The sequence below is a fragment of the Roseovarius conchicola genome, assembly GCF_041403425.1.
Classification (GTDB): domain Bacteria; phylum Pseudomonadota; class Alphaproteobacteria; order Rhodobacterales; family Rhodobacteraceae; genus Roseovarius; species Roseovarius conchicola.
In genome coordinates this window covers 14,017-37,048 of sequence record NZ_JBGEHK010000003.1, presented here as the reverse complement: position 1 = coordinate 37,048, position 23,032 = coordinate 14,017, and the positions used below count along the sequence as shown (strand labels likewise).

Sequence of the window (23,032 nt, the reverse complement as noted above, 5' to 3'; positions counted from 1 at the left end):
GCAACGGGCCGTTGTGACGGGTCAAATGGCCTTTCTCAAGCTAAGCGGCCCGTCCCTTGTTTGGCAAGGTGCGATTGCTTTCTGTTCGGGGCAAATCCCGGGTGGTGCGGCGGCGGGTGCTGGCATAGGCTGTGCCCATGAGCAGCCCATCCCGATTCATTCACCTGCGTGTCCACACCGAATACTCCCTGCTGGAAGGGGCCGTGCGGTTGAAAAAACTGCCCGGTCTGTGTGCGGATGCCCAGATGCCCGCCGTGGCGGTGACCGACACCAACAACATGTTCGCCGCCCTGGAATTCGCTGTCACCGCCAGTGGTGCCGGTATTCAGCCGATCATGGGCTGTCAGATTGATCTGGAGTTTCTCAAACCCGCCCCCGGTGAGCGCGCCAAACCGCCCGCTGCGCTGGTTCTTCTGGCTCAGAATGAGCAGGGGTACGAGAACCTGATGAAGCTGAATTCACGGCTTTATCTGCGAGGCGACGGGCAGTTGCCCCATGTCACGCTGGACGATCTGGTGTCTCATGCCGAGGGGGTCATTTGTCTGTCAGGTGGCCCTGATGGCCCGGTGGGGCGGCTATTGCAAACCGGCCAACGCCCGGCGGCAGAGGCGCTGATGGGGCAGTTGAAAGCGGCTTTTGGTGACCGGCTTTATGTTGAATTGCAACGCCATCCCGGTGAGGGTGGTGCCCCCGAGGCCGAGCGCCTGACCGAGCGTGGTTTTGTCGAGATGGCTTACGCAATGGACCTGCCGCTGGTGGCGACCAACGATGTCTATTTTCCCACGACGGACATGTATGAGGCGCATGATGCGATGATCTGCGTCGCCGAAGGGGCTTACGTCGATCAGTCTGATCCGCGTCGCCGGTTGACTGCGCAGCATTACTTCAAAAGCCCGCAGGAAATGGCGACCTTGTTTGCCGACCTGCCCGAGGCCCTTGAGAACACAGTCGAGATTGCGCGCCGTTGCGCATTTGGGGCCTATCGGCGTGATCCGATTCTGCCCAAATTTGCCGATGACGAGGTGGATGAACTGCGCCGTCAAGCCGAGGCCGGATTGAAAGATCGCCTTGCGGTGATCCCCCATGCGGCCAGCGTGGAAGAGTATGAAAAGCGTCTCGAGTTTGAGCTGAAGATCATCGAGGGTATGGGTTTTCCCGGCTACTTCCTGATCGTGGCCGATTTCATCAAATGGGCCAAGGATCATGACATTCCTGTGGGGCCGGGCCGGGGCTCGGGCGCGGGTTCGTTGGTGGCCTATGCGCTGACCATCACCGACCTTGATCCGCTGCGCTATGCGCTTCTGTTTGAACGGTTTTTGAACCCCGAGCGGGTGTCGATGCCCGACTTTGACATCGACTTTTGCATGGATCGCCGGGAAGAGGTGATCCAGTACGTGCAGGAAAAATATGGCCGCGACAGGGTGGGGCAAATCATCACCTTCGGTGCGCTTTTGTCCAAGGCCGCTGTGCGCGATCTGGGCCGGGTGTTGCAGATGCCCTATGGGCAGGTGGACCGCCTGTCAAAAATGATTCCGGTCGAAGGGGTCAAACCGCTGTCGATTGAAAAGGCATTGGCGCAGGAAGAACGTCTGCGCGAAGAGGCCCGCAATGAAGAGGTGGTGGATCGCCTGCTGAAATACGGGATGCAGGTGGAGGGGTTGCTGCGCAATGCCTCGACCCACGCGGCGGGGGTGGTGATCGGGGATCGCCCGCTGGATGCGCTTGTGCCACTTTACCAAGATCCGCGCTCGGACATGCCGGCGACGCAGTTCAACATGAAATGGGTGGAACAGGCCGGTCTGGTCAAGTTCGACTTTCTGGGCTTGAAAACCCTGACCGTGATCCAGAACGCGATGGAGCAGATCCATCGCTCGGGCCGCGATTTGCATATCGCCGCCGATGGCACGCAGCTTTACGAGCCCGCCGAGGGGGCGGTGAACCAGATCAACGCCATCCCGCTGGATGATGCGCCAACTTATGAGCTTTATGCGCGTGCGCAGACCGTGGCGGTGTTCCAGGTGGAAAGCTCGGGCATGATGGACGCCCTCAAGCGCATGAAGCCAGACTGTATCGAAGATATTATCGCCCTCGTGGCGCTGTATCGCCCCGGCCCGATGGAGAACATTCCGAAATTCTGCGAGGTGAAGAACGACCTGTCGGATCGCGAAACCCTGCACCCCTCAATTGACCATATTTTGGACGAGACCCAAGGCATCATCGTTTATCAGGAGCAGGTGATGCAGATCGCGCAGGAAATGGCCGGGTATAGCCTGGGCGGCGCGGACCTGCTGCGCCGCGCGATGGGTAAGAAAATCCAGGAAGCGATGGATGCCGAACGCCCCAAATTTATCGCCGGGGCCAAGGAAAACGGTGTTGATGATGCCAAGGCGCTGGAGGTGTGGAACCTTCTGGACAAGTTCGCCAATTATGGCTTCAACAAATCCCACGCCGCCGCCTATGCTGTGGTCAGCTATCAAACCGCCTGGCTGAAAACCAACCACCCGGTCGAGTTCATGGCCGGGGTGATGAACTGCGATATCCATCTGACCGACAAGCTGGCCGTTTATTTTGAAGAGGTCAAAAAGGGGCTTGATCTGCCTTGGGCGCCGCCTTGCGTGAACCGGTCCGAGCCGACATTCGTGGTGCGCGAAGGGACGTTGCATTACGGGCTGGGTGCGCTGAAAAACGTTGGCGTTGAGGCGATGAAGCTGATCACCGACGGGCGCGTCGTGGACGGCGTTGAAAAGCCCTTTGCCACGCTGTTTGACTTTGCCCGCCGGGTCGATCTGAAACGCATCGGCAAGCGCCCGATCGAAATGCTGGCCCGTGCCGGGGGCTTTGATCAGCTTGATCCCAATCGCCGCCGTGTGTTTGACAGCGTTGAAGGGTTGATGAGCTATTCAGCGGCTATTTTTGAACAGAAGAACTCCAATCAGGTGTCGTTGTTCGGCGAGGCGGGCGATGATCTGCCTGAACCGCGCTTGTCTCCGGTCGAGGATTGGCTGCCCGCTGAACGCCTGACCGAAGAATTCAAGGCTGTCGGGTTTTACCTGTCGGGTCACCCGCTGGATGATTATCAGGCCGCGCTCAAGCGCAAGGATGTCAAAACGTTGGAACAGGCCACTGCCGAGGCGGCCTCCAAGGGGGCTGTGGTGCTGAAGATGGCCGGGGTCGTGGCCGGGCGTCAGGAACGCAAATCGGCTCGTGGCAACCGCTTTGCCTTTGTGCAGCTGAGCGATACGACCGGTGGCTACGAAGTGACGATGTTCTCGGAACCGCTTGAAAAATATCGCGATCTTCTGGAAACAGGCAACTCCGTGGTGATCACCGCGGAGGCGACCATGGAAAGCGATCAGTTGAAACTGCTGTGCCGTGCAGTGCAACCGATTGACGGCGTTGTGGCCGATGCTGGCGCGGCGGGTCTGCGCATCTTTGTCGATGATGCGGCGGCGATCACCTCGGTCGCCAACGTTTTGGAAAACGCCGCGCAAACCGTCACCAATGGTGGGCGTGGGCCGATCCATTTCTGCCTGATGGATCCTGGCCTGCCCGGCGAGGTCGAAGTGGCATCGGGGCGCGAATATCCGGTCAATCCACAGATTAAAGGTGCGTTGAAATCTCTGGGTGGTGTGGTCCTGGTGGAAGAATTCTAAAGCGTTGCATGAACTGTCCATGGGCAAATACTTGCCAGCTAAAGAAAATTTCTGGACCAGTGCCGACTTAATCGAATAAACTCATTGCCAGTCCGGGGGATGAGGACGGTTGTACCGTGCGACTGACGTTTGCTTTTCTGAGCAGTGTGGCCTTGGCGGCCTGTGGAGATCCGCTTGCGGATTTCCCACGCTTGTCTGATCAGAACATTCCCGAGACGACGGCCAGTGTCGAGATTGCCGCCGCGCCCGAGGCCGAGGGCGTTGGGCTGCTCCAACGGCTGCTTGGCGCGTCTTCAGAAAATACTCCGCCAGTTGGCACCACCGGTGCCGTGGCCGCCGACATGGCCAATGGGCCGGAAACGGCCGAGTCAGAGGCACTTGTTGTCGAGGCAGGTGCGCCCGAACCTGAGCGTCGCGGTCTGTTTGGTGTAGCAGCAAGACCTGCCACCGGTCCCGCAATGGTCAGCGAGATTCCCCCCGGAACGATGTTGCCTTATGGGCGTGTGGCACGGATTTGTGGGTTGGCCAAGCGCGATCTGGGTGAGAAAATCGCGCAGTATCCAGAAAAAAGCCCGCGTCACCGGATCTATGATAGCGATCCCGGCAACACCGCGCCCCACAGTTTTTTCATCACCGGGTTTGACGACGGCTGTGCGCGTCAGTTCACCGCCTCGCTGGCGATGTTTGGCCCGGTCGCGATGCATGAACAATTGCGCTATGGTCTGCCTGCCGAGGTGCAACCCTATAGTGACACCGACAAGGCCTATGAGAAGCTGAAATCAAGGGTCTGCGGGGTGCCACGCAAGAAGCCGTGTGGCTCGAAAGTGTCGAAACTGGACCGCAGCACCGTGTTTGTCAGCATTTACGAACGCTTTGGCAGCAATCCGCACTGGACCAACCTGCTGTTGCACAATGGCAAGGTGCTGGCGCAGGACAAGAAAGCGGGCGGCTGACTTCTCTTAATAGTGCGGTGGGCGTTCATCGCCCAGCACGACGCTTGCGCCGCCATCGGTCTCGCGGCCTGCTTCCCGTTCCATCAACATTGCCACGCGCCGTGTAAGGTTGGCGATCTCGGCCTCCTGACGGGCGACGATATCTGACAGGTCCTCGACCGTGCGGGTCAGGTGGGCGATATGTTCTTCGATTTGGCTCATGGCCTGTCATGTATGGCGCGGGGGGCGGCGCGTCAATCGTCGCGGCTTGCCCCCATCTGCCCTATCCGCTAGACCGCGCCACGTATGATCCCAAGGACCAAGCCCATGGCAAAAGTCAAAAAACAGCCCCGCCCCAAGGCCGAAACCCCCAAAGGCTTTCGCGACTATTTCGGCACGGATGTGGCCGAGCGTAGCCGGATGTTGCAGACCATCGCCGAGGTCTATCATCACTATGGGTTTGATGCGCTGGAAAGCAGCGCGGTTGAGACGGTTGAGGCGCTTGGGAAATTCCTGCCCGATGTGGACCGCCCGAATGAGGGAGTGTTTGCCTGGCAAGAGGATGCAGAGGGTGACAAACCCGGCGATTGGCTGGCGCTGCGTTATGATCTGACCGCCCCCTTGGCGCGGGTTTATGCGCAGCACCGCAACGATCTTCCGCTGCCTTACCGGCGCTATGCCATGGGTCCTGTCTGGCGTAATGAAAAGCCGGGGCCGGGGCGGTTTCGCCAGTTTTATCAATGCGATGCGGATACGGTTGGCGCGGCCTCGGTCGCGGCGGATGCCGAGATTTGCGCGATGCTGTCGGACACGCTGGAAAAGGTTGGCATCCCGCGCGGTGACTACCTTGTGCGAGTCAACAACCGCAAGGTTTTGAACGGAGTGCTGGAAACCATGGGCTTGGCCGATGAGGGCCAGCGCGACGCGGTTCTGCGCACCATTGACAAGTTCGACAAGGTTGGCGAGGCGGGCGTGCGCGAGTTGTTGACCAAAGGGCGTCTGGATGTTTCAGGTGCGTTTATTGACGGCGTGGGCCTCAGCGATGATCAAGCCGGGCCGGTTCTGGCCTTCCTGACCTCCAAAGGCGCGGATGCTGCCACCACGCTGCGCAACTTGCGGACAGCGATTGGCGGCTCGGACATCGGGGCTGAGGGCGTGCAAGAACTTGAAACCATTGCTGAATTGTTGGCGGCCCAAGGGTATGGTCCGGACCGGGTTGAAATTGACCCCTCGGTCGTGCGCGGCCTTGGGTATTACACCGGGCCGGTTTTTGAGGCCGAGCTGACCTTTGAGATTTTCGACGAGAAGGGCCGCAAACGGCAGTTCGGGTCGGTTGCGGGCGGCGGGCGTTATGACGATCTGGTCAAACGTTTCACCGGGCAGGCCGTGCCTGCAACGGGCGTGTCGATTGGTGTCGATCGCCTGTTGGCGGCGCTGCGCGAAAAAGGCCGGTTGGGCGGCGAGGCAGCAGGTCCCGTGGTGGTCACTGTGATGGATCGCGACCGGATGGCCGATTATCAGGCGATGGTCGGCGAATTGCGTAGCGCTGGCATCCGCGCAGAGGTGTACCTGGGCAATCCGAAGAATTTCGGGAACCAGTTGAAATATGCCGATAAACGTGGCTCGCCGGTGGCGGTGATCGAAGGAGGCGACGAAAAGGAAAAGGGGATCGTGCAGATCAAGGACCTGATCCTTGGGGCCAAAATCGCTGAAAGCGCGACCCATGAAGAATGGAAAGAACGGCCCAGCCAGTTCGAAGTACCTCGTGCGCAACTGGTTGAAAAGGTGCGTGAAATTCTAGACGGGCAGGGCTGATGATCACGCGGTCTGCCATCCGGGCCGAGGCGGCGCGCCTGCGGGATATGGTCGAGGAAACCGGCGCGCAGGTGGTGGAAACCCCTGTGCTGCAGCCCGCCGATCTGTTGCTGGACCTTTACGGTGAAGACATCCGCGCAAGGGCCTACGTGACCTCCGATGCGCTGCGCGGTGAGCAGATGTTGCGCCCGGATTTTACCGTGCCAGTGGTGCAGATGCATATGGAAGAGGGCGCTGAACCGGCGCGTTACACCTATTCGGGCGAAGTTTTTCGCCGTCAGGAGGACGACCCGGACCGTGCCAATGAATACACCCAGGTGGGGTACGAGCTGTTTGCGCGTGATGCGCCCGAGGCGTCGGATGCGGAAGTATTCTCATTTATATTCAAGTTATTGCAGCCATTGAACCTGCGCGCCGCGACGGGGGACATTGGCGTTCTGACCGCTGCGGTTGAAGGCCTGACAACCACGACGCGGCGCAAACAGGCGTTGATGCGCCATATCTGGCGACCCCGCCGGTTCCGCGCGCTGATCGAGCGGTTTTCCGGCCGCGCGCCGGTGCCGGAAAGCCGGGCCGCGTTGTTGGCGGCGGATGATCCGATGGCCGACGCCCCGCCGTTGATCGGCAAACGTGGTCTTGATGAAATCAATAACCGTATCAAGGCGTTACGCGAAGATGCGGCAACCGCGCCCATCGCGGCAGGCGAGGTCGAGTTGATTGATGCCATCCTGTCGGTGCGTGAAACCAGCCCCTACGCGTTGGAGCGCCTGCGCGATATCGCCGTGGATATGCCGGCGATTTCCGGCGCAGTGGATCGCCTTGCCGCGCGGCTTGAGGCGTTGGACAATCACGGAATCGACGTATCTGCGCTGGACTTTGAGGCCTCTTACGGGCGCACGCAGATGGAGTATTACGATGGCTTCGTCTTTGGTTTTTACGCGGAAAGCCGGCCCGATTTGCCCGCCGTGGCCAGCGGGGGGCGCTATGATGCGCTGACCCGGCAACTGGGGCAGGGGCGCGAAATTCCCGCGGTGGGCGGCGTCATCCGGCCCGGCCTGGTGCTGACCCTCGGAGGCCTGACATGAGTGTGAAGCTGGGTGTGCCGTCGAAGGGTCGGTTGATGGAAAAGACCTTTGACTGGTTCGGGGCACGCGGGATCGAACTGGGTCGTGCGGGATCAGAGCGCGAATATGCAGGCTTCGTGCAAGGCGTTGAAAATGTTGAACTTGTCTTGCTTTCGGCCGGGGAAGTACCGCGAGAACTGGCCGCGGGGCGTATCCACCTTGGTGTAACGGGCACTGATCTGATCCGGGAAAAGCTGGCCAGTTGGTCAACCCGGGTCGGTGAACTGGCTGAACTGGGCTTTGGCCATGCCGATCTGGTGCTGGCGGTGCCGGGCTGCTGGGTGGATGTGAACACGCTGGATGATCTTGATGCCGCGGCGGCGGCGTTCCGGAAAACCCACGGGTTCAGGATGCGCATTGCCACGAAGTATCACCGGCTGGTGCGGGAGTTCCTGCGCGAAAACGGCGTGGCGGATTATCAGTTGGTCGATAGCCAGGGTGCGACCGAGGGCACCGTCAAGAATGAAACCGCCGAGGCGATTGCCGATATCACCTCGAGTGGCGACACGTTGCGCGCCAATCATTTGAAAATACTGGACGATGGGTTGGTTCTGCAATCTCAGGCAACGCTGTTCAAATCCCGTGCTGCCCAGATGACCGATGAGGATCGTCAGACGTTGAAGGTTCTTCTGAAGGCGCTGAATCTGGACTGACGGCCTGCGTGTCGGGGCTGAATGCGTGATCTGCGATGTCTTCCAAGGTTTTTGCCAGTGCCGATCCGCCTGCCGTGCGGGTGATCACACCGCGCATATAGGGCTGCACCGCGCTTGCAACGCCTGCGGCGGCGGGGGACGAGATTACCCCACTGCGGATCAGTTGCGCCTGCATGGCTTGAGCGACCTCCGGGGCAAGGCGGAGTTTTTGCATTAATAATTCAGGGGAACACTGCCCTGCGGACCGCGCCAGATGCGTGCCGAGGCCGTACATATAGGGTGTATAGGCCGGGCTGGCGGCGGTGGGTAGCGTGGGAAGCACGGGAGCGAGTCCCAGTGCGGCAAGAGATTTTGCGAAGTCTCGTCTGTTCATGAGACTGATATAGGAAGAGTTTGGCCCAATTGCGAATCGCTCGCAATTGGGCCTTCTTTCGCGATCTTAGAACCGGAAGGTGCCGCGCAGTTGTACGGTGGTCGCTTCGACATCAGTGGTGGTGCCATTGTAGTTGTCGAACTCGTGGTAGAGAACCTCACCACCCAGCGAGAAGTTTTGGGTGATCAGATGCTCGTACCCGGCACCAACGAAGTAGCCATCGTCGGACCCAAGGTTGTCGGTGTCAGCTTGTGCATAGCCTGCGGTTGCATAGGCCAGACCATTGCCGAGCTTGTAACCGCCGCGCAGTTTCGCGCGCCACACGCTTTCAAGGTCGGCCGCACCGCCTAGGTTAATATCGGCGAAATCGTAATCGATGCCACCACCGACGACCCAGTTGCCAAAGTCATAATCGTAACCAGCGACCAGACCGCCGATGAAATCATCGCCGTCTACGCCGGCAACGTTGGTATCGACCCCGGCCCAGCCGAGCTGTCCACCGACGTAAAAGCCGGTCCAGTCAGGGGATGAGGGGGCTGGTGTGTTGTTGAAGACCACTGGGGGTTCGTCGGCCACGGGCGCAGGGCTGCCTGCAAGGGCCGGGCCGGTCGCCAAAACGGCGGCGGCGATGATCGGTGTGATAAGCGTTTTCATGTCTCTTGCTCCTTCTGCCTTAAAATGGCGGGTAACTGTCCCGTCTCGGCGCTATTTGTTGCGCGCTGGGATGTACTTCAACCTTGAGGGCTATCAAGCAAATGCACGAAACTGTGAACTGGCGATTCTTTGCGGAGGTGGCGGTGCGATTGAGCGGATCGTTGCCGCGTTCGTGCGAGCGCAGACTATTTTTGATCCAGTGGCATTTTCGCGGAAATTGAAAGAAGCTGCGGGAATGAAAGAGAGGCCCGGACATGAAAATACGCTCAGTCACCGCTACGCCGGTCAACATCCCCTTCGTTGCGCCGTATCGGTTCAGCTATGGCAGCATCGCGTCGCTGACCAAGACGGTGATCGAATTGCAGACAGAGGATGGCGTGATCGGGCTTGGCGAATGCGCCGATGGGGATCGCGCCGCGGATGTGGAGGCGATGGGCGCGGCACTGGTCGGGATGGATATCCGGCTGATCGCGGAAGCGCAGGCGCGGGTGGTGCCCGGGATGGTCTATTCACCCTGGGACAACGTGTTGGCACGCCGTCGGGCCTTTGCCGGCATCGAAATGGCGATGTGGGATGCACGGGGCAAGACCGAGCATTTGCCGTTGTGGCACCTGCTGGGCGGCAAGCGGCGGGATGAGATTCCGCTGACCGAGTATTTTGCCTTTCGCGCCCCCGGCCCCGATCATCCGGGCGAGGCGACGCCGACCGAGATCGCCCGTTTTTGCGCCGAGATGATCGAGCAAAACGACGCGCAGGTGTTCGAAGGTAAGCTGGCCACCGAAGATCTGGCCACCGAGGTGCAGATGGTGCGCGAGATCCGCGCGGCGATAGGCGCGCGTGAATTGCGGCTGGATGCCAATGGCGGCTGGACCCTGCCAACTGCCAAACAGGCAATCCATGCGCTGGAGCCCTTTGATATCGCCTGGTACGAGGAACCGGTGGAAAGCTACGAGGAGATGGCGGCGCTCAGGTCTGTCACGGCGGCCAGCCTGTCCTCGCACAGGATCGACCTGCGCCCCGCGGTCGAACTGGGTGCACCGGATGCGATCGTGACCAACATCAACGAACTCGGCGGCATCGCCGTGGCGGTGCAGTTCATTCAGTGCTGCGAGCGCTTTGATGTGGGATTTCGCTTTCACAGCGGCGAGACGGGCGTGGCCAGTGCCGCCTATCTCCAGTTATCCGCTGCGCTGGAACCGGTGCGCGGACCCAGCCAGACCCTGTTTCGCTGGTACGCGGATGATGTGATCGAGGGTGGGCCGTTTGTGCCTAAGTCAGGCGCTGTAACTGTGCCCGATGGGCCGGGGTTGGGTGTTGTGTTGGATGCCAAGGCCCTGGCACGTTGTCATCAGCGGTATGTCGATGAAGGGCCGTTTCCCGGAGCGCGCAAGAGTGACAGCTATGGCGGGGGTTTTCGCAAGACCTGAGTGCGAAATCGCCCCATTCGGGCGCCCGCCCGGCCCACCCTGTCCGCCCTCACGGGGCGATGCCTGCGGCGCGAGTATTTTTTGCAAGATGAAGAGGCATGATCAGATATCAAAGGACGCCGATATCGGCCAGGGCGGCGGAAAGATCGGCGGGAAGTGCGTCTTCGCTTTGACGGTTTTGCGGCAGATCCAGTGGGGCATCGGCTGCGGGTAGGTAACGCCAGCCCTGAAATGGGCGTTTGGGGGCGGTTGAGGTGCGCACCAAAGTCGGGTCGAGCACGATGGCGCAGCGGCGGATGCCGTCTGCGCCAGTCACCTCGTCCAGGCGCAGGATGCGCTGACGGCATTGCACAAGCCCCTGAAACACCCAGTAGATCGAGCCGCCGTCCAGCAATTCGGCCGCGCGTTTGGGCCACATGCGGGTGACGTGGCGGGGCAACCCGTCAGGGCCATGGGCACGCGGGTTCTTGTGCCATTCGGCCAGGCCTTCGACCGATGTGGTGCCGACGCTGAGTTTGATGAGATGCAGAGTGGCCAACAGAATCCCCTTGGGCGATACACGAGATAGGGTAGTGGAAATCTGGTGGCATTCAAGGTATTGTGGTTGTCTCCATCTGCCAAGAATCGCCTTAAATCCACACGGAACCGCTGCCATGACACGCTTCACCGCCCCTATTTCCGAGACCATTTGGGACATGAAATACCGGTTCAAGGCCCCGGATGGGACGCCGCACGACAAGACGGTCGAAGACAGCTGGCGCCGGGTGGCGCGGGCGCTGGCAGAGGTTGAAGACGACCCCAAGCACTGGGAAGAGGTGTTTTATAACGCTCTTGAGGATTTCAAGTATTTGCCTGCCGGGCGCATCGCGGCGGGGGCCGGAACCGGGCGCAAGGTGACCCTGTTCAATTGCTTCGTCATGGGGACGATTCCCGACGATATGGGCGGGATTTTCGATAATCTGCGCGAGGCGGCCCTGACGATGCAGCAGGGCGGCGGGATCGGTTATGATTTTTCGACCATTCGCCCCAAAGGCGCGGATGTGAAAGGGGTTGGTGCGGATGCCTCTGGCCCCTTGAGTTTCATGGATGTGTGGGATGCGATGTGCCGCACGATCATGTCTGCGGGCTCGCGTCGTGGGGCGATGATGGCCACGATGCGCTGCGATCATCCCGATATCGAGGATTTCATTGCCGCCAAATCCGATGCGGCGCGGCTGCGTATGTTCAACCTTTCTGTGTTGGTGACCGATGACTTCATGGATGCGGTCAAGGCGGATGGCAGTTGGGAACTGACATTTGGCGGCAAGGTTTATCACACCGTGCAGGCGCGCGACCTTTGGAACCGGATCATGCAGGCGACCTATGATTATGCCGAACCGGGCGTGATTTTCATCGACCGGATCAATGCGGCGAACAATCTGCAATATGCCGAAACGATTGCCGCGACCAACCCGTGCGGCGAACAGCCCTTGCCGCCTTATGGCGCGTGCCTGCTGGGCAGCATCAACATGGCGCGTCTGGTCAGTGATCCGTTCGAGAAAACCGCCAAGCTGGATCAGGCGAGGATGGAACAGTTGGTCGCCACTGCCGTGCGGATGATGGATAATGTGGTCGATGCCTCGCAATTCCCTCTGGAGGCGCAGGCGCAGGAAGCCCAGGCCAAGCGGCGGATCGGGCTGGGGGTCACCGGCCTGGCGGATGCGCTGCTGATGATGGGCCTGCGCTATGGCAGTGACGAAGCTGCCCAGCAGACCGAAGACTGGCTGCGCGCGATTGCCCGTGCCGCTTATCTGGCCTCGGTCGAACTGGCCAAGGAGAAGGGCGCTTTCCCGCTTTTCGATGCCGAGGAATTCCTGAAATCCGGCACCATGCAAGCGATGGACGAGGATGTCCGCGAGGCCGTGCGTGCGCATGGTATTCGCAACGCTTTGCTGACCTCGATTGCCCCGACTGGCACGATCAGCCTGTATGCAGGCAACGTTTCCTCAGGCATCGAACCGGTCTTTGCTTATTCCTACACCCGCAAGGTTCTGCAGCGCGATGGCAGCCGCACTGAGGAAGAGGTGGTGGATTATGCCGTGCAATTGTGGCGCGAGAAATTTGGCGATGCCGAACTGCCCGAGCATTTTGTGAATGCTCAAACGCTGGCGCCGCTGGAGCATGTGAAGATGCAGGCGGCGGCGCAGAAATGGATCGACAGTTCGATCTCGAAAACCATCAACTGCCCCGCAGATATCAGTTTCGAGGCGTTCAAGGATGTCTATATGGAGGCGTGGGATACAGGCTGTAAGGGCTGCACCACGTACCGTCCGAACGATGTGACCGGCTCGGTTCTGAGTGTGTCCGAGGCCGAGGATAAGGTGCCCGGCGAAGGTGCGGGCGCGGTACCTGAGGAGGGCGGTGAGGTGGTTTATATGTCCGAGCCGCTGGACCGTCCGCAAGAGCTGGACGGGGCGACTTACAAGTTGAAATGGCCCGACAGCAACCATGCGATTTACGTGACGGTGAATGATATCGTGCTGAACGGGCATCGCCGCCCGTTCGAGGTGTTCATAAACTCGAAAAACATGGAGCATTTCGCTTGGACCGTGGCTCTGACCCGGATGATTTCGGCAGTGTTCCGGCGCGGAGGCGACGTGTCATTCGTGGTGGAAGAGCTGAAGGCGGTGTTTGATCCGCGCGGTGGCGCGTGGATGAACGGGAAGTACATCCCCTCGATCCTGGCGGCCATTGGCGGGGTGCTGGAACAGCACATGATTGCCATCGGGTTTCTGGAAGGCGAGGGGTTGGGCCTGAAGTCTGACCCGCAGGCGCAGGTGGTGAATCTCGATGCGCCGCGCGGGGCGGCATGCCCTGCGTGTGGTCAGTTCGATATGCGGATGATCGAGGGCTGCATGACCTGCGGCAGTTGCGGGCACAGCAAATGCGGCTAAGTTGCTTGCAGCCCGCCTGATACCCGATCTCAAGACGGCAACGCGATCTGGCGCTGTGCCCAGTCGAAAAAGGCGACGACGGTTTCGCTTGGCCGCTTGCGCCGTGAGTGGACCAGGAAATACCCATAATGAGATAGCTCGAACTCGGAGAGCCGGAAAAGTTTGCCCCGGTCCAGTTCTCTCTTGATGAGATCATCCATCAGGGCAATCCCCTGACCGTCTATCACTGCTTGCACACGGACGTTTGGGTCCGGCACGATCAGGACATCGCGCCGGGTCTGTTGGGGCAGGCGCGCGGTTTGAAGCCAGTCTGTCCATGCATTGCTGTCATCACGGTCCCTGAGAAGGGTGAAACTGGTGATGGCGTGCGCAAGCCCCAGCGCTTTGACCTGTTCAAAGGCGGCTTTGTTGCCCACAGGAAAGGCGGGCATTGGCATGAATGGCGTGACCTCCACATCGCGCCAGTCTCCGGCCCCCCAGCGGATGGCGAGATCGACCTCCTCCAGTTCCTGGTTTGAAAACTGGATCAGGGGCTGGATGCGCAACTGCACATCTTGATGGTCTTGCATGAAGGACATCAGCAAGGGCGACAGCCATCGCGCCGCGAAATAGGTCGACACGCCAATGGTCAGCGTTTTCGAGGACATGCCCCTGAGCGCTAAAAGCTGGGCCTCGATATCTTCATACCGGGCTCGGCAGGCCGCCAGCACCTTCAGCCCTTCACCGGTGAGGGTGACCCCCCTTGTGCTGCGCCGGAACAAGGCCATGCCCAGATCGGCCTCAAGCGTTTTGATCTGATAGCTGATCGCCCCCTTGGTCATGTTGAGCGCCTCGGCCGCGTCGGAAAAGCTCGGATACCGGGCAATTTCCGCGAAAAGCCTGAGCAGATCATGATGGCGAAAGAGGGTTTGCATGATCATTGTGTACAAATTTTTTAAACGTAATGAAAAGAAAAATTCGATTTTCGAGGCAGTTTGAAAGCCAGAATATGGGTTTCACTTGGGTGTAACGGAGGACTCGCGTTGAAAAACCTGAACGCGACACGGCAATCGGCCCCGCGCAGGCGAGCACGTCGTGGGCGCGTGACACGCCACAATACCCCCGCCGATGACATGCCGTTTCTGGGCCGAAAGATCCCGGCCTATAACCTGCTGGATGAGGCGGCCCTGACCCGGATCGAAGATCAGGCTGATTGGATTTTACACAAGATCGGTGTCGAGTTTCGCGGTGACCGTGTGGCACTGGACTTGTTTGAACAGGCGGGGGCCAGTGTTGAGGGTGAGAGAGTTCGCTTTGCGCCGGGTCATGCGCGCGCGCTGTGTGCGAGCGCGCCCGAGGCTTTCGATTTGCATGCCCGCGACCCGCTAAACACCGTCACCCTTGGTGGTGACAACGTGGTTCTGATGCCGGGCTATGGTTCGCCTTTCGTGAGTGATCTGAAACAGGGGCGGCGCTATGCGACGCTGGAGGATTTCAGAAACTTCGTGAAACTGTCCCACAGTTCGCCCTGGCTGCATCACTCGGGCGGAACGATTGTCGAGCCGACGGATATGCCGGTGAACAAACGACATCTCGACATGATGCTGGCGCACCTGACCTTGTCGAGCAAACCGTTCATGGGGGTCGTGACCTCGCCCGAGCAGGCGCGAGACAGCATCGATATGGCGCGGTTGGTTTTTGGCAAAGATGTCATGGACCGGCGGGCCGTGGTGCAGGCCAATATCAACGTCAATTCGCCTTTGATTTATGACCATACCATGTCCGGTGCCTTGCGGGTTTATGCGGCGGCAAACCAATGTGTGTGCGTCTCCCCGGCGATTTTTGCGGGGGCCATGGGGCCGTTGTCACCGGCGGCGGTGGCGGCCCAGACACTGGCCGAGGCGATGGTGGGGATTGCCTTGGCTCAGCTGGTCCGGCCGGGCTGTCCGGTGGTGTTTGGCAGCTTTCATTCCACCATGAACCTGCGGAGCGGCGCGCTGACCTTTGGCTCGCCCGAGGCGAACATGACCACTATGGCGCTGTCGCAACTGGGGCGGAGGCTGGGTGTTCCGGTGCGTTCGGGCGGGGGGCAAATCACGTCGTCCAATGCCCCTGACGGGCAGGCGATGCAGGACAGTGCCGGGGCGATGTGGGCCACGCTGATTTCCGGCGCGCATCAGGTCTGGCACGCGGCTGGCTGGCTGGAGGGTGGTCTTGTGATGTCCTACGAGAAATTCATCATGGACCTTGATCATTGTGGCGCAATGCTGACGCTGCTGCAGGGGTTTGACACCGATGACGAAGCCTTTGGCCGCGATGCCTATCTCGAGACAGGACCGGGCGAGAACTTCCTGTCGACCAGCCACACGTTGCGCCATTACCAATCGGCCAATTTCGAACCGCAGATCGCGGACGGATCCCCCTACGAAACCTGGATCGACAACGGCGCGTTGAGCGCGGATCAGCGCGCCTCTGCGCGCTGGCGTCAGATGTTGGCCGACTATCAGCAACCCGAAATGGAGACCGGAGTAAGGGCCGCGCTTGAGGATTTCGTCTCCGAGCGCAAGGCGGCCCTGCCGGATGAATGGTATTAGAAAGGAATGACCATGACCGAAGAACTCAGCCGCACCTCGGCACTTGCCTCGCGCCACACCGCCCTTGGATCGGGGTTGGAGGATTGGAACGGAATGGGCACTGCGTAGAGCTATGGCACCGATCCCAACGACGAACATGATGCCGTGCGCGAGCATGCCGGCATGTTTGATATGTCGCCTTTGAAAAAGGTGTTCGTGCGCGGCCCCGAGGCGCAGGCGGTTCTGGATCATCTGACCACGCGCGATCTTTCAAAAGTCACGCCCGGCAAGGCGGCCTATCTCTGTGTTCTGACCGATGAGGGCGGCATCGCAGATGATGCGATCGTGTCCAACAATGGCGATGATGAGTGGATGATCGTGCATGGGTCGGGCGATACCATGGCGCTGCTGGAGGCTTCGGCACAAGGCCGCGACGTGGAGGTGGCGTTTACTGACGATCTGCATGATCTGTCGGTGCAGGGGCCTGCATCGCTTGGGATTCTGAACGCTCATACGGATATTGACCTGACCCAGATGGGCTATTTCGAGCATGCGCCTGCAACCCTCTTTGGTCATTCCTGCCGCATCTCGCGCACAGGTTATTCAGGCGAGCGGGGCTATGAGGTTTTCGCGGACGGTACCGTGATCACCGATATCTGGGACAAGCTTGTCGACGCGGGCGTGATGCCATGCTCGTTCACTGCTCTCGACAAGGTGCGGATCGAGGCGGGGTTGCTGTTTTACGGCTATGATATGAAAGAGGAAAATACACCTTGGGAAGTTGGCCTTGGCTTCACGGTATCAAAGACCAAGGGGGATTTCCGGGGCAAAAGCGCGGTGATGGCCGCGAAGGGAAGAGAGAAGGTCAGGAATGTCTGCCTTGAGATTGATCATTCCGATATGGTTGAGGGCGGGGAGACTTTGATCGCAGGTGGTGAAGAGGTTGGCGTCATCAACAGCCCTTGTTATTCGCACCGGATGGCAAAGTCGCTTGCGCTTGCCCATATCCGCCCAGACCTGTCCTTTGGAGCGTCGTTGATGGTATCGGGTGACGGGTTTGAAACCAGCGCCACTGTTGTTGCGTCCCCGGTTTATGATCCTGAAAAGTCACGGACACACGGCTAAGGGGGCGACCGCGCCTCTTTCTTGCCGAGGGGCTTGATGGCAATACTGTGGGAACACCCACAACTCGGCCTAAATCTCCGATATGAAACGAAAGCTGTTCCCGAATGCGATCCGCGCGCTGGCCGTTCTTTTGAGCCTTTGGTGCTTTTGGGTGCTGGAGGCGGACCGCGCCAGCGTGGCTGAAACAAAGCTTGAGACCGTGGCCGGCCCGGTGGCGCTTTATGGCGATACTGGCGGCCCGTTGGTGGTGGTCACGCACGGGTTTGCAGGCTCGACACAGATGATGCAGGCCATCTCGCGCGATCTGGCGCGGGGCGGGTTCACCGTCGCGGCATTTGATTTTCTCGGCCATGGGCGCAGCAGCGGTGTGATGTCGCGCGATATCACCCGGATTGAAGGGACAACCGCCCAATTAGTCACGCAAACCGTGGCGGTCGCGCAGGCCGTGCGTGACGAGACCGGGTTGGACGGGCCGATGGCCTTGCTGGGACATTCCATGGCGACGGATATCATCGTCCGCGCCGCCGAGGTATTGCCGGATGTGGGCGCATTGGTTGCGATTTCGATGTATTCCCAAGCCGTGGGCGCGGACAGGCCCAAGAACCTGCTGATCCTGTCGGGCGAATGGGAGACGCGGTTGCGCGCCGTGGCGCTGGAGGCGGTGCACCTGCTGGACCCCGGCGCGGTTGAAGGGCAGACCGTGCGAGCAGGCGATGTGACGCGTCGCGCCGCCATGGCCCCGATGACCGAACATCTGGGGGTGCTCTATAGCCCTGTGACCTTGGCGGAGACGCGCAACTGGCTGGCCGAGGCGTTGGATCACGACCTGCGTGGCGATGCCCGCGTCACAGGCCGCGCGATCCCTGGATTGTTGATCAGCCTTGTAATCCTCGGTGCGTGGGCCGCGCAGGCCGTGCCGCAACAACGTATGACCATACCGTATTTGTCCACGGGGCGCTTTCTGGTGGCCTTGATCGCTCCCGTGGTGCCCGCGATGGGCGGAGCAGTGGGGATGGGCGGGGCGTTGCTGGGGTTGGCGGCGTTCGGTCACCTGATGGTCTTTTTCCTGGTTTGGGGCGTGGTCGGGCTGGTCATTCTGGCTCGGTTCGGGCGCGCACCGGACAGGATTGATCCGGTTGGTTTGCTGATGGTTCTGGGCTTGTGCCTTGTATTCTCGCTGGCGATGGACCGCTATTGGGCTGCGTTCCTGCCTGCGGGGCAGCGCTTGCAACTGATGGCCCTTCTGTTGTTGGGCACGGTGCCGTTTCTTATGGCGGATCGGCTGTTGGTGGCCGATGCGACGCTCTGGCAGCGCGTGCTGGCGCGGGTTGTCCCGCTCGCAGCGCTCACTGGGTTGATGATTGGATGGCCCGAGCAGTTTGGGCTGCTCTTCACCGTCCTGCCGGTGCTGGTGCTGTTCTATCTGGTCTTTGGCACAATGGGCCGCTTTGTGGCCAAACGCGCAGGCTCCGAGGCGGTTGGACTGGGCCTTGGGATCGTGCTGGCCTGGTCGATCGCGGCCAGCACGCCGTTGTTTTCCGCCGTTATGTAAGCACGTCAGTAATCACGTTTTGCGCTGTATCCCGGCCGCTGAAGAATGCGCCCGAACATAGGGCGTTATAGGGCGTGGCCATCGCCTCGCCCGCAAAGAAAAGCCGATCCTCGACGGGACGAGCCAGATCGGCACGGGCGTCGTGGCGGCCCGGGCGCGCAGCGGCATACCCGCCCAACACAAGCGGGTTGGTGGCCCAATCGGTCAGATGACCCTTGATGAACATGTCACGGGCCTTTGAACCCGCGATTTTAACAACCTCTCCCAAAGCAAAATCGACGGCGGCATCTTGTCCGGCGCGGGACAGCTCCCACCCGAAGTCACCCCCGATGAAACCAACCATATAGTTGAAGTCAAAGGGCCACGTCAGGAAATATGCGGCCTCGGCTGGCAGTTCATTGGGAACGTAGTAATCCATCCAGTGATTGGGGATGAAGCCCAGCCGCGTATCGTCGAATTGCAACGTGACTTTGGCCAGGAGACCCATGGGCAGATCGTCAATCGCCGCTTGTTTCCAATCGGGCAGGGGCGAAGAGAAATTGATGGCATTGGATTGCAAGACACCCGTCGAAACGGTGCAGATACAGGCCTTGGCGCGGATTGTGCCGCTGTCTGTTTCGACCAGCACGCCATCGCCGCCCCACGATATGGATTTGGCAGGGGTGTTGAGCGAAACAGGCACGTCGCGGCCATAATGGGCAACCACACTGCCCAACCCTTCGCGGACCAGAAGATCCTGATAGCTGTCTTCCGAATTCCAGTAATCCTTGGTCGAAAGGTCTTTGAAATCGACCCCCCAGTCCATCGGCCCGATCCAGGTCTGCGGCAGACCTATACCGTCCATACCCTCGGGCATCACGGTACTGGCCGCGACATCCAGACCTGCGGTGCCAGCTTTGGCCAGCGCGTCTGTCACAGCGCCCCAGGCCTGATTGTTGGCCTTGCGCTGGGCCGAGTTGGCCAGTTCACCATCCACGTAATAGGCGCTGCCCGCCGAGGTGTGATCAAGCAACTCGAAACCGCCGCGTTTGGCGAGCAGGGCCCATGGGTTTTTGTCAGCGTGGTTGATCCAGCTGCACCCATGATCGAACGGCACTCCGAACGTGTCGCTTTCGGTGTAGGCGCGCCCGCCAATCCGGTCGGCGGCCTCGATCACGGTGACACTGTGCCCTGCTTCCATCAAGGTGCGCGCGGCGGTCAGACCGGCAATACCTGCCCCGATGATCACCACATCCACGTCGCCCGAGGGTGTCGAGGCAAGGGCAGGGGCCGCCCCGAACGCGGCAAGCCCGCTCAGGATCGCACGACGAGAATAGGGGGTGGATGTGGGCATCATAGAATCTCCGATTGAATGTTCATTCAATGGAAATATACCGGAAGTTTCCCGTTTGACCAGTCCCTCTTGTCTTGTGCCGTCATTGACCGCAGGCTATCGCCAAGGAAGGTAAGAAAAGGCGCAAGCATGACACGGGTATTTTTGACAGGCAGTGCAGGGTTCATCGGGTATCATCTGGCCAAGGTGCTGCTGGATGATGGGATGATCGTGCACGGCATAGACGGGATGACCGATTACTACGATGTGGGCCTGAAACAGAAACGTCACCAGATGCTGCTGCAATCGCCCGGGTTTACCGCCAGCGAGGTGATGCTCGAGGATCACGAGGCCATGGACGCCGTGGCCAATGCCTTTGAACCGGATGTCATCGTGCATTTGGCCGCGCAGGCTGGGGTGCGGTATAGCCTTGAAAATCCACGTGCTTACATCGATGCCAATGTGGTGGGCACCTTCAACGTGATGGAGATTGCACGCTGCCACGAGGTCAAACATCTGCTGATGGCGTCAACCAGTTCGGTCTATGGCGCCAATACCGAAATGCCTTACGCCGAGACCCACAAGGCCGACAGCCCGATGACGATTTATGCCGCCACCAAGAAGGCGAGCGAGGCGATGGGTCATTCCTATGCGCATCTGTGGAACCTGCCGACCACCATGTTCCGGTTCTTCACCGTTTATGGGCCCTGGGGGCGGCCTGATATGGCCTATTTCAAGTTCACGGATGCGATTTTGGAAGGGCGCGAAATCGACATCTACAACCACGGCGAGATGTTCCGCGACTTCACCTATGTCGGCGATCTGGTACGTGGAATCCGCTTGCTGATCGACGCGGTGCCGGTGCGCCCGGACAGTGCCGATGACATTGCCGAGGGCGACAGCCTGTCGCCGGTGGCGCCTTACCGGGTGGTCAATATCGGCAATTCGGAGACTGTGAAACTGCTGGATTTTGTCGATGCGATAGAGGCCGAGCTGGGTGTGGAAGCCAAACGCAACTTCATGGAGATGCAAAAGGGGGATGTGCCCGCAACCTGGGCCAATGCCGATCTATTGCACGCCCTGACTGGGTATAAACCGCAAACCAACGTGCGCGAGGGGATTGCAGCCTTTGTCGCTTGGTATCGGGAGTATTATCAGAAATAGCAGCGGGGTTTATGGGTGCCGTGAGGGCCTAAAGGCCATCGAATTCGCACAGCACATGGACATCCACGCCCATCGCTTCGATCCGCTTGCGCCCGCCCAGTTCGGGTAGGTCCACGATCACGGCGCAACCGATAAGATCTCCGCCCAGCCGCTCGATCAGTTTGATCCCGGCCTCTGCAGTGCCGCCCGTGGCCAGCAGATCATCGACCAGCAACACCTTTTCACCGGGCTGAATGGCGTCATCATGGATTTCCACGACGGCCTCGCCATATTCCAGCGTGTAATCTTCGGAAATCACCGCACCGGGCAGTTTGCCCTTCTTGCGGATCGGTACGAACCCGACGCTTAGCTGGTGGGCAATTGCTCCGCCCAAGATAAAGCCGCGTGCCTCAAGCCCGACAACCTTGTCGATTGACTGGCCTGCGTAGGGGTGCAGCATCTGATCAATCGCCATGCGAAACCCGCGCGGATCGGCGAACAGCGTGGTTACATCGCGAAACAGGATTCCCTCATGCGGGAAGTCCACGATGGTGCGGATGTAATCCTTAACGGTTTTCTGGTCTGGCATGGGCCGCCCCGGGCTAGGTCAAAACTGCCTGCCCCGTTTGGCGGATTGTACTGCGTTGATCAAGAGGCGGTTCGCCGCACAGCTTAGGGATTGGACCCGAAAAGCCGACGGAAAGCGCGTTTTGAAATCCATTCGGGATGGGGGCGTGCCCAATCAAGCCGATCATGCACGAGGAAGGTTTTGGCTGCCTGCAATGTCATTTTTTGTTCCTTTCTGACTTGGGGCCAATTAAAATGCCTTCACTGGTATATGAAATGTATATACATTGTATTGACGAAAAGTCAAGGCGTCAAAAGGAACAGTTTCAGGTGAGCAAGACTGACGAAAAAAAGCCCAAGAAGAAATCAGGCAGGAAGAACAGTCAGTTGGTGCTGAGGCTGGACAAGAATGAGCGGGATGATTTCGTCGATCTGTGCAAGGAGCTGGACACCAGCGCCGCGCGCGAAATCCGCGGCTTTATCCGCAGGTTTATGAAGGAAAATAGTGCGTCTTAGTGCGCGCTACGGCGTCAATTTGCGCGCCGTAAGGTTGCCGTCAGCACACCCATCCCGATCAGTGCGACACCGCCACCGCGCGTCAGCCATGTGATCACACCCGGACGCTTGATGGTCTGGCGCAGCTTGTCGGCGGCCAGCGCATAGGCCAGTGCATTGATCGCGGCCAGCCCCACGAAGGTGGCAATCAGGATAGCGAACTGCGGGAGCAGAGGGTGATCGACCCGAACGAATTGCGGCACGAAGGCAATGAAAAACGCAATGGATTTCGGATTGAGCGCAGTGACCGTGGCGGTGTGACCAAAAACACGGCGCGGCGTGCTATCCGGTGGTGTTGTCGCCTCCAACCCGGTTGAGGCAGGCGCGCGCAGCAATTTGATGCCCAGATAGATCAGGTAGACGGCCCCGATCCATTTCATCGCGGTGAATAACGTGGCCGAGGCCAGAACCAAGGCACCAAGGCCCAGAAGCGAGGCGGTCATTGCAATCAGGTCGCCAAATGCCACGCCCGTGGCCGAGGCAACGGCAACCCGCTTGCCCTGTGACAAAGCATAGCTGAGCACCAGCAGCACGGTAGGGCCGGGGATCAACAATAGGGCAGTCGAGGCGGCGACAAAGGCAAGCCAGAGATCAAGGGGCATAGGGGCCATCCTTTCGGTTACGTAGCGAACCTGCCTTATCGCATGACCAGATTGCAAGCG

Annotated in this window: 19 protein-coding genes and 1 pseudogene; 13 read left to right on the top strand and 7 right to left on the bottom strand. The window is 59.8% G+C overall.

Annotation, left to right across the window (positions count from 1 at the left end):
* Positions 1-137 precede the first annotated feature (137 nt).
* The gene (gene dnaE, locus V6N02_RS09475) at positions 138-3,653 is read left to right on the top strand and encodes a DNA polymerase III subunit alpha (RefSeq protein WP_371225337.1); all 3,516 of its coding nucleotides are present in this window, start codon (positions 138-140) and stop codon (positions 3,651-3,653) included.
* Between the two features lie 116 nt (positions 3,654-3,769).
* Complete coding sequence (locus V6N02_RS09470) at positions 3,770-4,606, top strand: hypothetical protein (RefSeq protein WP_371225336.1); 837 nt, start codon at positions 3,770-3,772, stop codon at positions 4,604-4,606.
* 6 nt (positions 4,607-4,612) lie between these two features.
* Here the strand turns inward: V6N02_RS09470 and V6N02_RS09465 are convergent, their stop codons facing one another.
* The gene (locus V6N02_RS09465; RefSeq protein WP_371225335.1) at positions 4,613-4,807 is read right to left on the bottom strand and encodes a SlyX family protein; all 195 of its coding nucleotides are present in this window, start codon (positions 4,805-4,807) and stop codon (positions 4,613-4,615) included.
* A gap of 105 nt (positions 4,808-4,912) precedes the next feature.
* Here V6N02_RS09465 and hisS point away from each other — a divergent pair, with 105 nt between their 5' ends.
* From hisS to hisG, 3 genes are read left to right on the top strand one after another with little or no spacing between them, the layout of a single operon-like run.
* Entirely contained in the window at positions 4,913-6,400 is a 1,488-nt protein-coding gene (hisS, locus tag V6N02_RS09460; RefSeq protein ID WP_371225334.1) for a histidine--tRNA ligase, read from the top strand.
* Entirely contained in the window at positions 6,400-7,485 is a 1,086-nt protein-coding gene (locus tag V6N02_RS09455) for an ATP phosphoribosyltransferase regulatory subunit (RefSeq protein ID WP_371225333.1), read from the top strand. Before hisS ends, V6N02_RS09455 begins: the two co-directional genes overlap by 1 nt.
* Positions 7,482-8,177 carry an ATP phosphoribosyltransferase gene (hisG, locus tag V6N02_RS09450; RefSeq protein ID WP_371225332.1) on the top strand — a complete coding sequence of 232 codons (696 nt, stop codon included), beginning with the start codon at positions 7,482-7,484 and terminating at the stop codon, positions 8,175-8,177. The genes V6N02_RS09455 and hisG overlap by 4 nt, the downstream gene beginning before the upstream one ends.
* Positions 8,178-8,616: 439 nt before the next feature.
* Here the strand turns inward: hisG and V6N02_RS09445 are convergent, their stop codons facing one another.
* The gene (locus tag V6N02_RS09445) at positions 8,617-9,204 is read right to left on the bottom strand and encodes an outer membrane protein (protein ID WP_371225331.1); all 588 of its coding nucleotides are present in this window, start codon (positions 9,202-9,204) and stop codon (positions 8,617-8,619) included.
* A 254-nt stretch (positions 9,205-9,458) separates the two neighbouring features.
* On the opposite strand from V6N02_RS09445, the gene V6N02_RS09440 reads away from it, so the two are divergent.
* The gene (locus tag V6N02_RS09440; protein WP_371225330.1) at positions 9,459-10,631 is read left to right on the top strand and encodes a mandelate racemase/muconate lactonizing enzyme family protein; all 1,173 of its coding nucleotides are present in this window, start codon (positions 9,459-9,461) and stop codon (positions 10,629-10,631) included.
* 109 nt (positions 10,632-10,740) lie between these two features.
* Here V6N02_RS09440 and V6N02_RS09435 read toward each other — a convergent pair whose 3' ends face one another.
* Entirely contained in the window at positions 10,741-11,169 is a 429-nt protein-coding gene (locus V6N02_RS09435) for a DUF1489 family protein (RefSeq protein WP_371225329.1), read from the bottom strand.
* 115 nt (positions 11,170-11,284) lie between these two features.
* Between V6N02_RS09435 and V6N02_RS09430 the strand changes: the two genes are divergently transcribed.
* Positions 11,285-13,564, top strand: a complete 2,280-nt coding sequence (locus V6N02_RS09430; RefSeq protein WP_371225327.1) for an adenosylcobalamin-dependent ribonucleoside-diphosphate reductase — start codon at positions 11,285-11,287, stop codon at positions 13,562-13,564.
* A 29-nt stretch (positions 13,565-13,593) separates the two neighbouring features.
* Here the strand turns inward: V6N02_RS09430 and V6N02_RS09425 are convergent, their stop codons facing one another.
* Positions 13,594-14,478, bottom strand: coding sequence for a LysR substrate-binding domain-containing protein (locus tag V6N02_RS09425; protein ID WP_371225325.1), 885 nt, complete (start codon positions 14,476-14,478; stop codon positions 13,594-13,596).
* 108 nt (positions 14,479-14,586) lie between these two features.
* Here V6N02_RS09425 and V6N02_RS09420 point away from each other — a divergent pair, with 108 nt between their 5' ends.
* The 4 genes and pseudogenes from V6N02_RS09420 (at position 14,587) to V6N02_RS09405 (ending at position 18,793) form a co-directional block, all read left to right on the top strand.
* On the top strand, positions 14,587-16,137 hold the full coding sequence (locus tag V6N02_RS09420; protein WP_371225324.1) for a trimethylamine methyltransferase family protein: 1,551 nt from the start codon (positions 14,587-14,589) through the stop codon (positions 16,135-16,137).
* Between the two features lie 138 nt (positions 16,138-16,275).
* Positions 16,276-16,917, top strand: a pseudogene (locus V6N02_RS09415) (aminomethyl transferase family protein); the annotation flags it as partial.
* 39 nt (positions 16,918-16,956) lie between these two features.
* Entirely contained in the window at positions 16,957-17,241 is a 285-nt protein-coding gene (locus V6N02_RS09410) for a glycine cleavage T C-terminal barrel domain-containing protein (RefSeq protein WP_371225834.1), read from the top strand.
* Positions 17,242-17,323: 82 nt separating this feature from the next.
* The gene (locus tag V6N02_RS09405; RefSeq protein WP_371225321.1) at positions 17,324-18,793 is read left to right on the top strand and encodes an alpha/beta fold hydrolase; all 1,470 of its coding nucleotides are present in this window, start codon (positions 17,324-17,326) and stop codon (positions 18,791-18,793) included.
* Here V6N02_RS09405 and V6N02_RS09400 read toward each other — a convergent pair.
* Positions 18,786-20,126 (bottom strand): flavin monoamine oxidase family protein, encoded by a 1,341-nt coding sequence (locus tag V6N02_RS09400; RefSeq protein ID WP_371225319.1) that lies wholly within the window; start codon positions 20,124-20,126, stop codon positions 18,786-18,788. The genes V6N02_RS09405 and V6N02_RS09400 overlap by 8 nt on opposite strands.
* Positions 20,127-20,255: 129 nt before the next feature.
* On the opposite strand from V6N02_RS09400, the gene V6N02_RS09395 reads away from it, so the two are divergent.
* Positions 20,256-21,269, top strand: coding sequence for an NAD-dependent epimerase/dehydratase family protein (locus V6N02_RS09395; RefSeq protein WP_371225317.1), 1,014 nt, complete (start codon positions 20,256-20,258; stop codon positions 21,267-21,269).
* A gap of 28 nt (positions 21,270-21,297) precedes the next feature.
* On the opposite strand, the gene V6N02_RS09390 is transcribed toward V6N02_RS09395, so the two are convergent.
* Complete coding sequence (locus V6N02_RS09390) at positions 21,298-21,837, bottom strand: adenine phosphoribosyltransferase (RefSeq protein WP_371225315.1); 540 nt, start codon at positions 21,835-21,837, stop codon at positions 21,298-21,300.
* Between the two features lie 308 nt (positions 21,838-22,145).
* Here V6N02_RS09390 and V6N02_RS09385 point away from each other — a divergent pair, with 308 nt between their 5' ends.
* Entirely contained in the window at positions 22,146-22,331 is a 186-nt protein-coding gene (locus tag V6N02_RS09385; protein ID WP_371225313.1) for a hypothetical protein, read from the top strand.
* 14 nt (positions 22,332-22,345) lie between these two features.
* Here V6N02_RS09385 and V6N02_RS09380 read toward each other — a convergent pair whose 3' ends face one another.
* On the bottom strand, positions 22,346-22,972 hold the full coding sequence (locus V6N02_RS09380; RefSeq protein WP_371225311.1) for a LysE family translocator: 627 nt from the start codon (positions 22,970-22,972) through the stop codon (positions 22,346-22,348).
* Positions 22,973-23,032 lie beyond the last annotated feature (60 nt).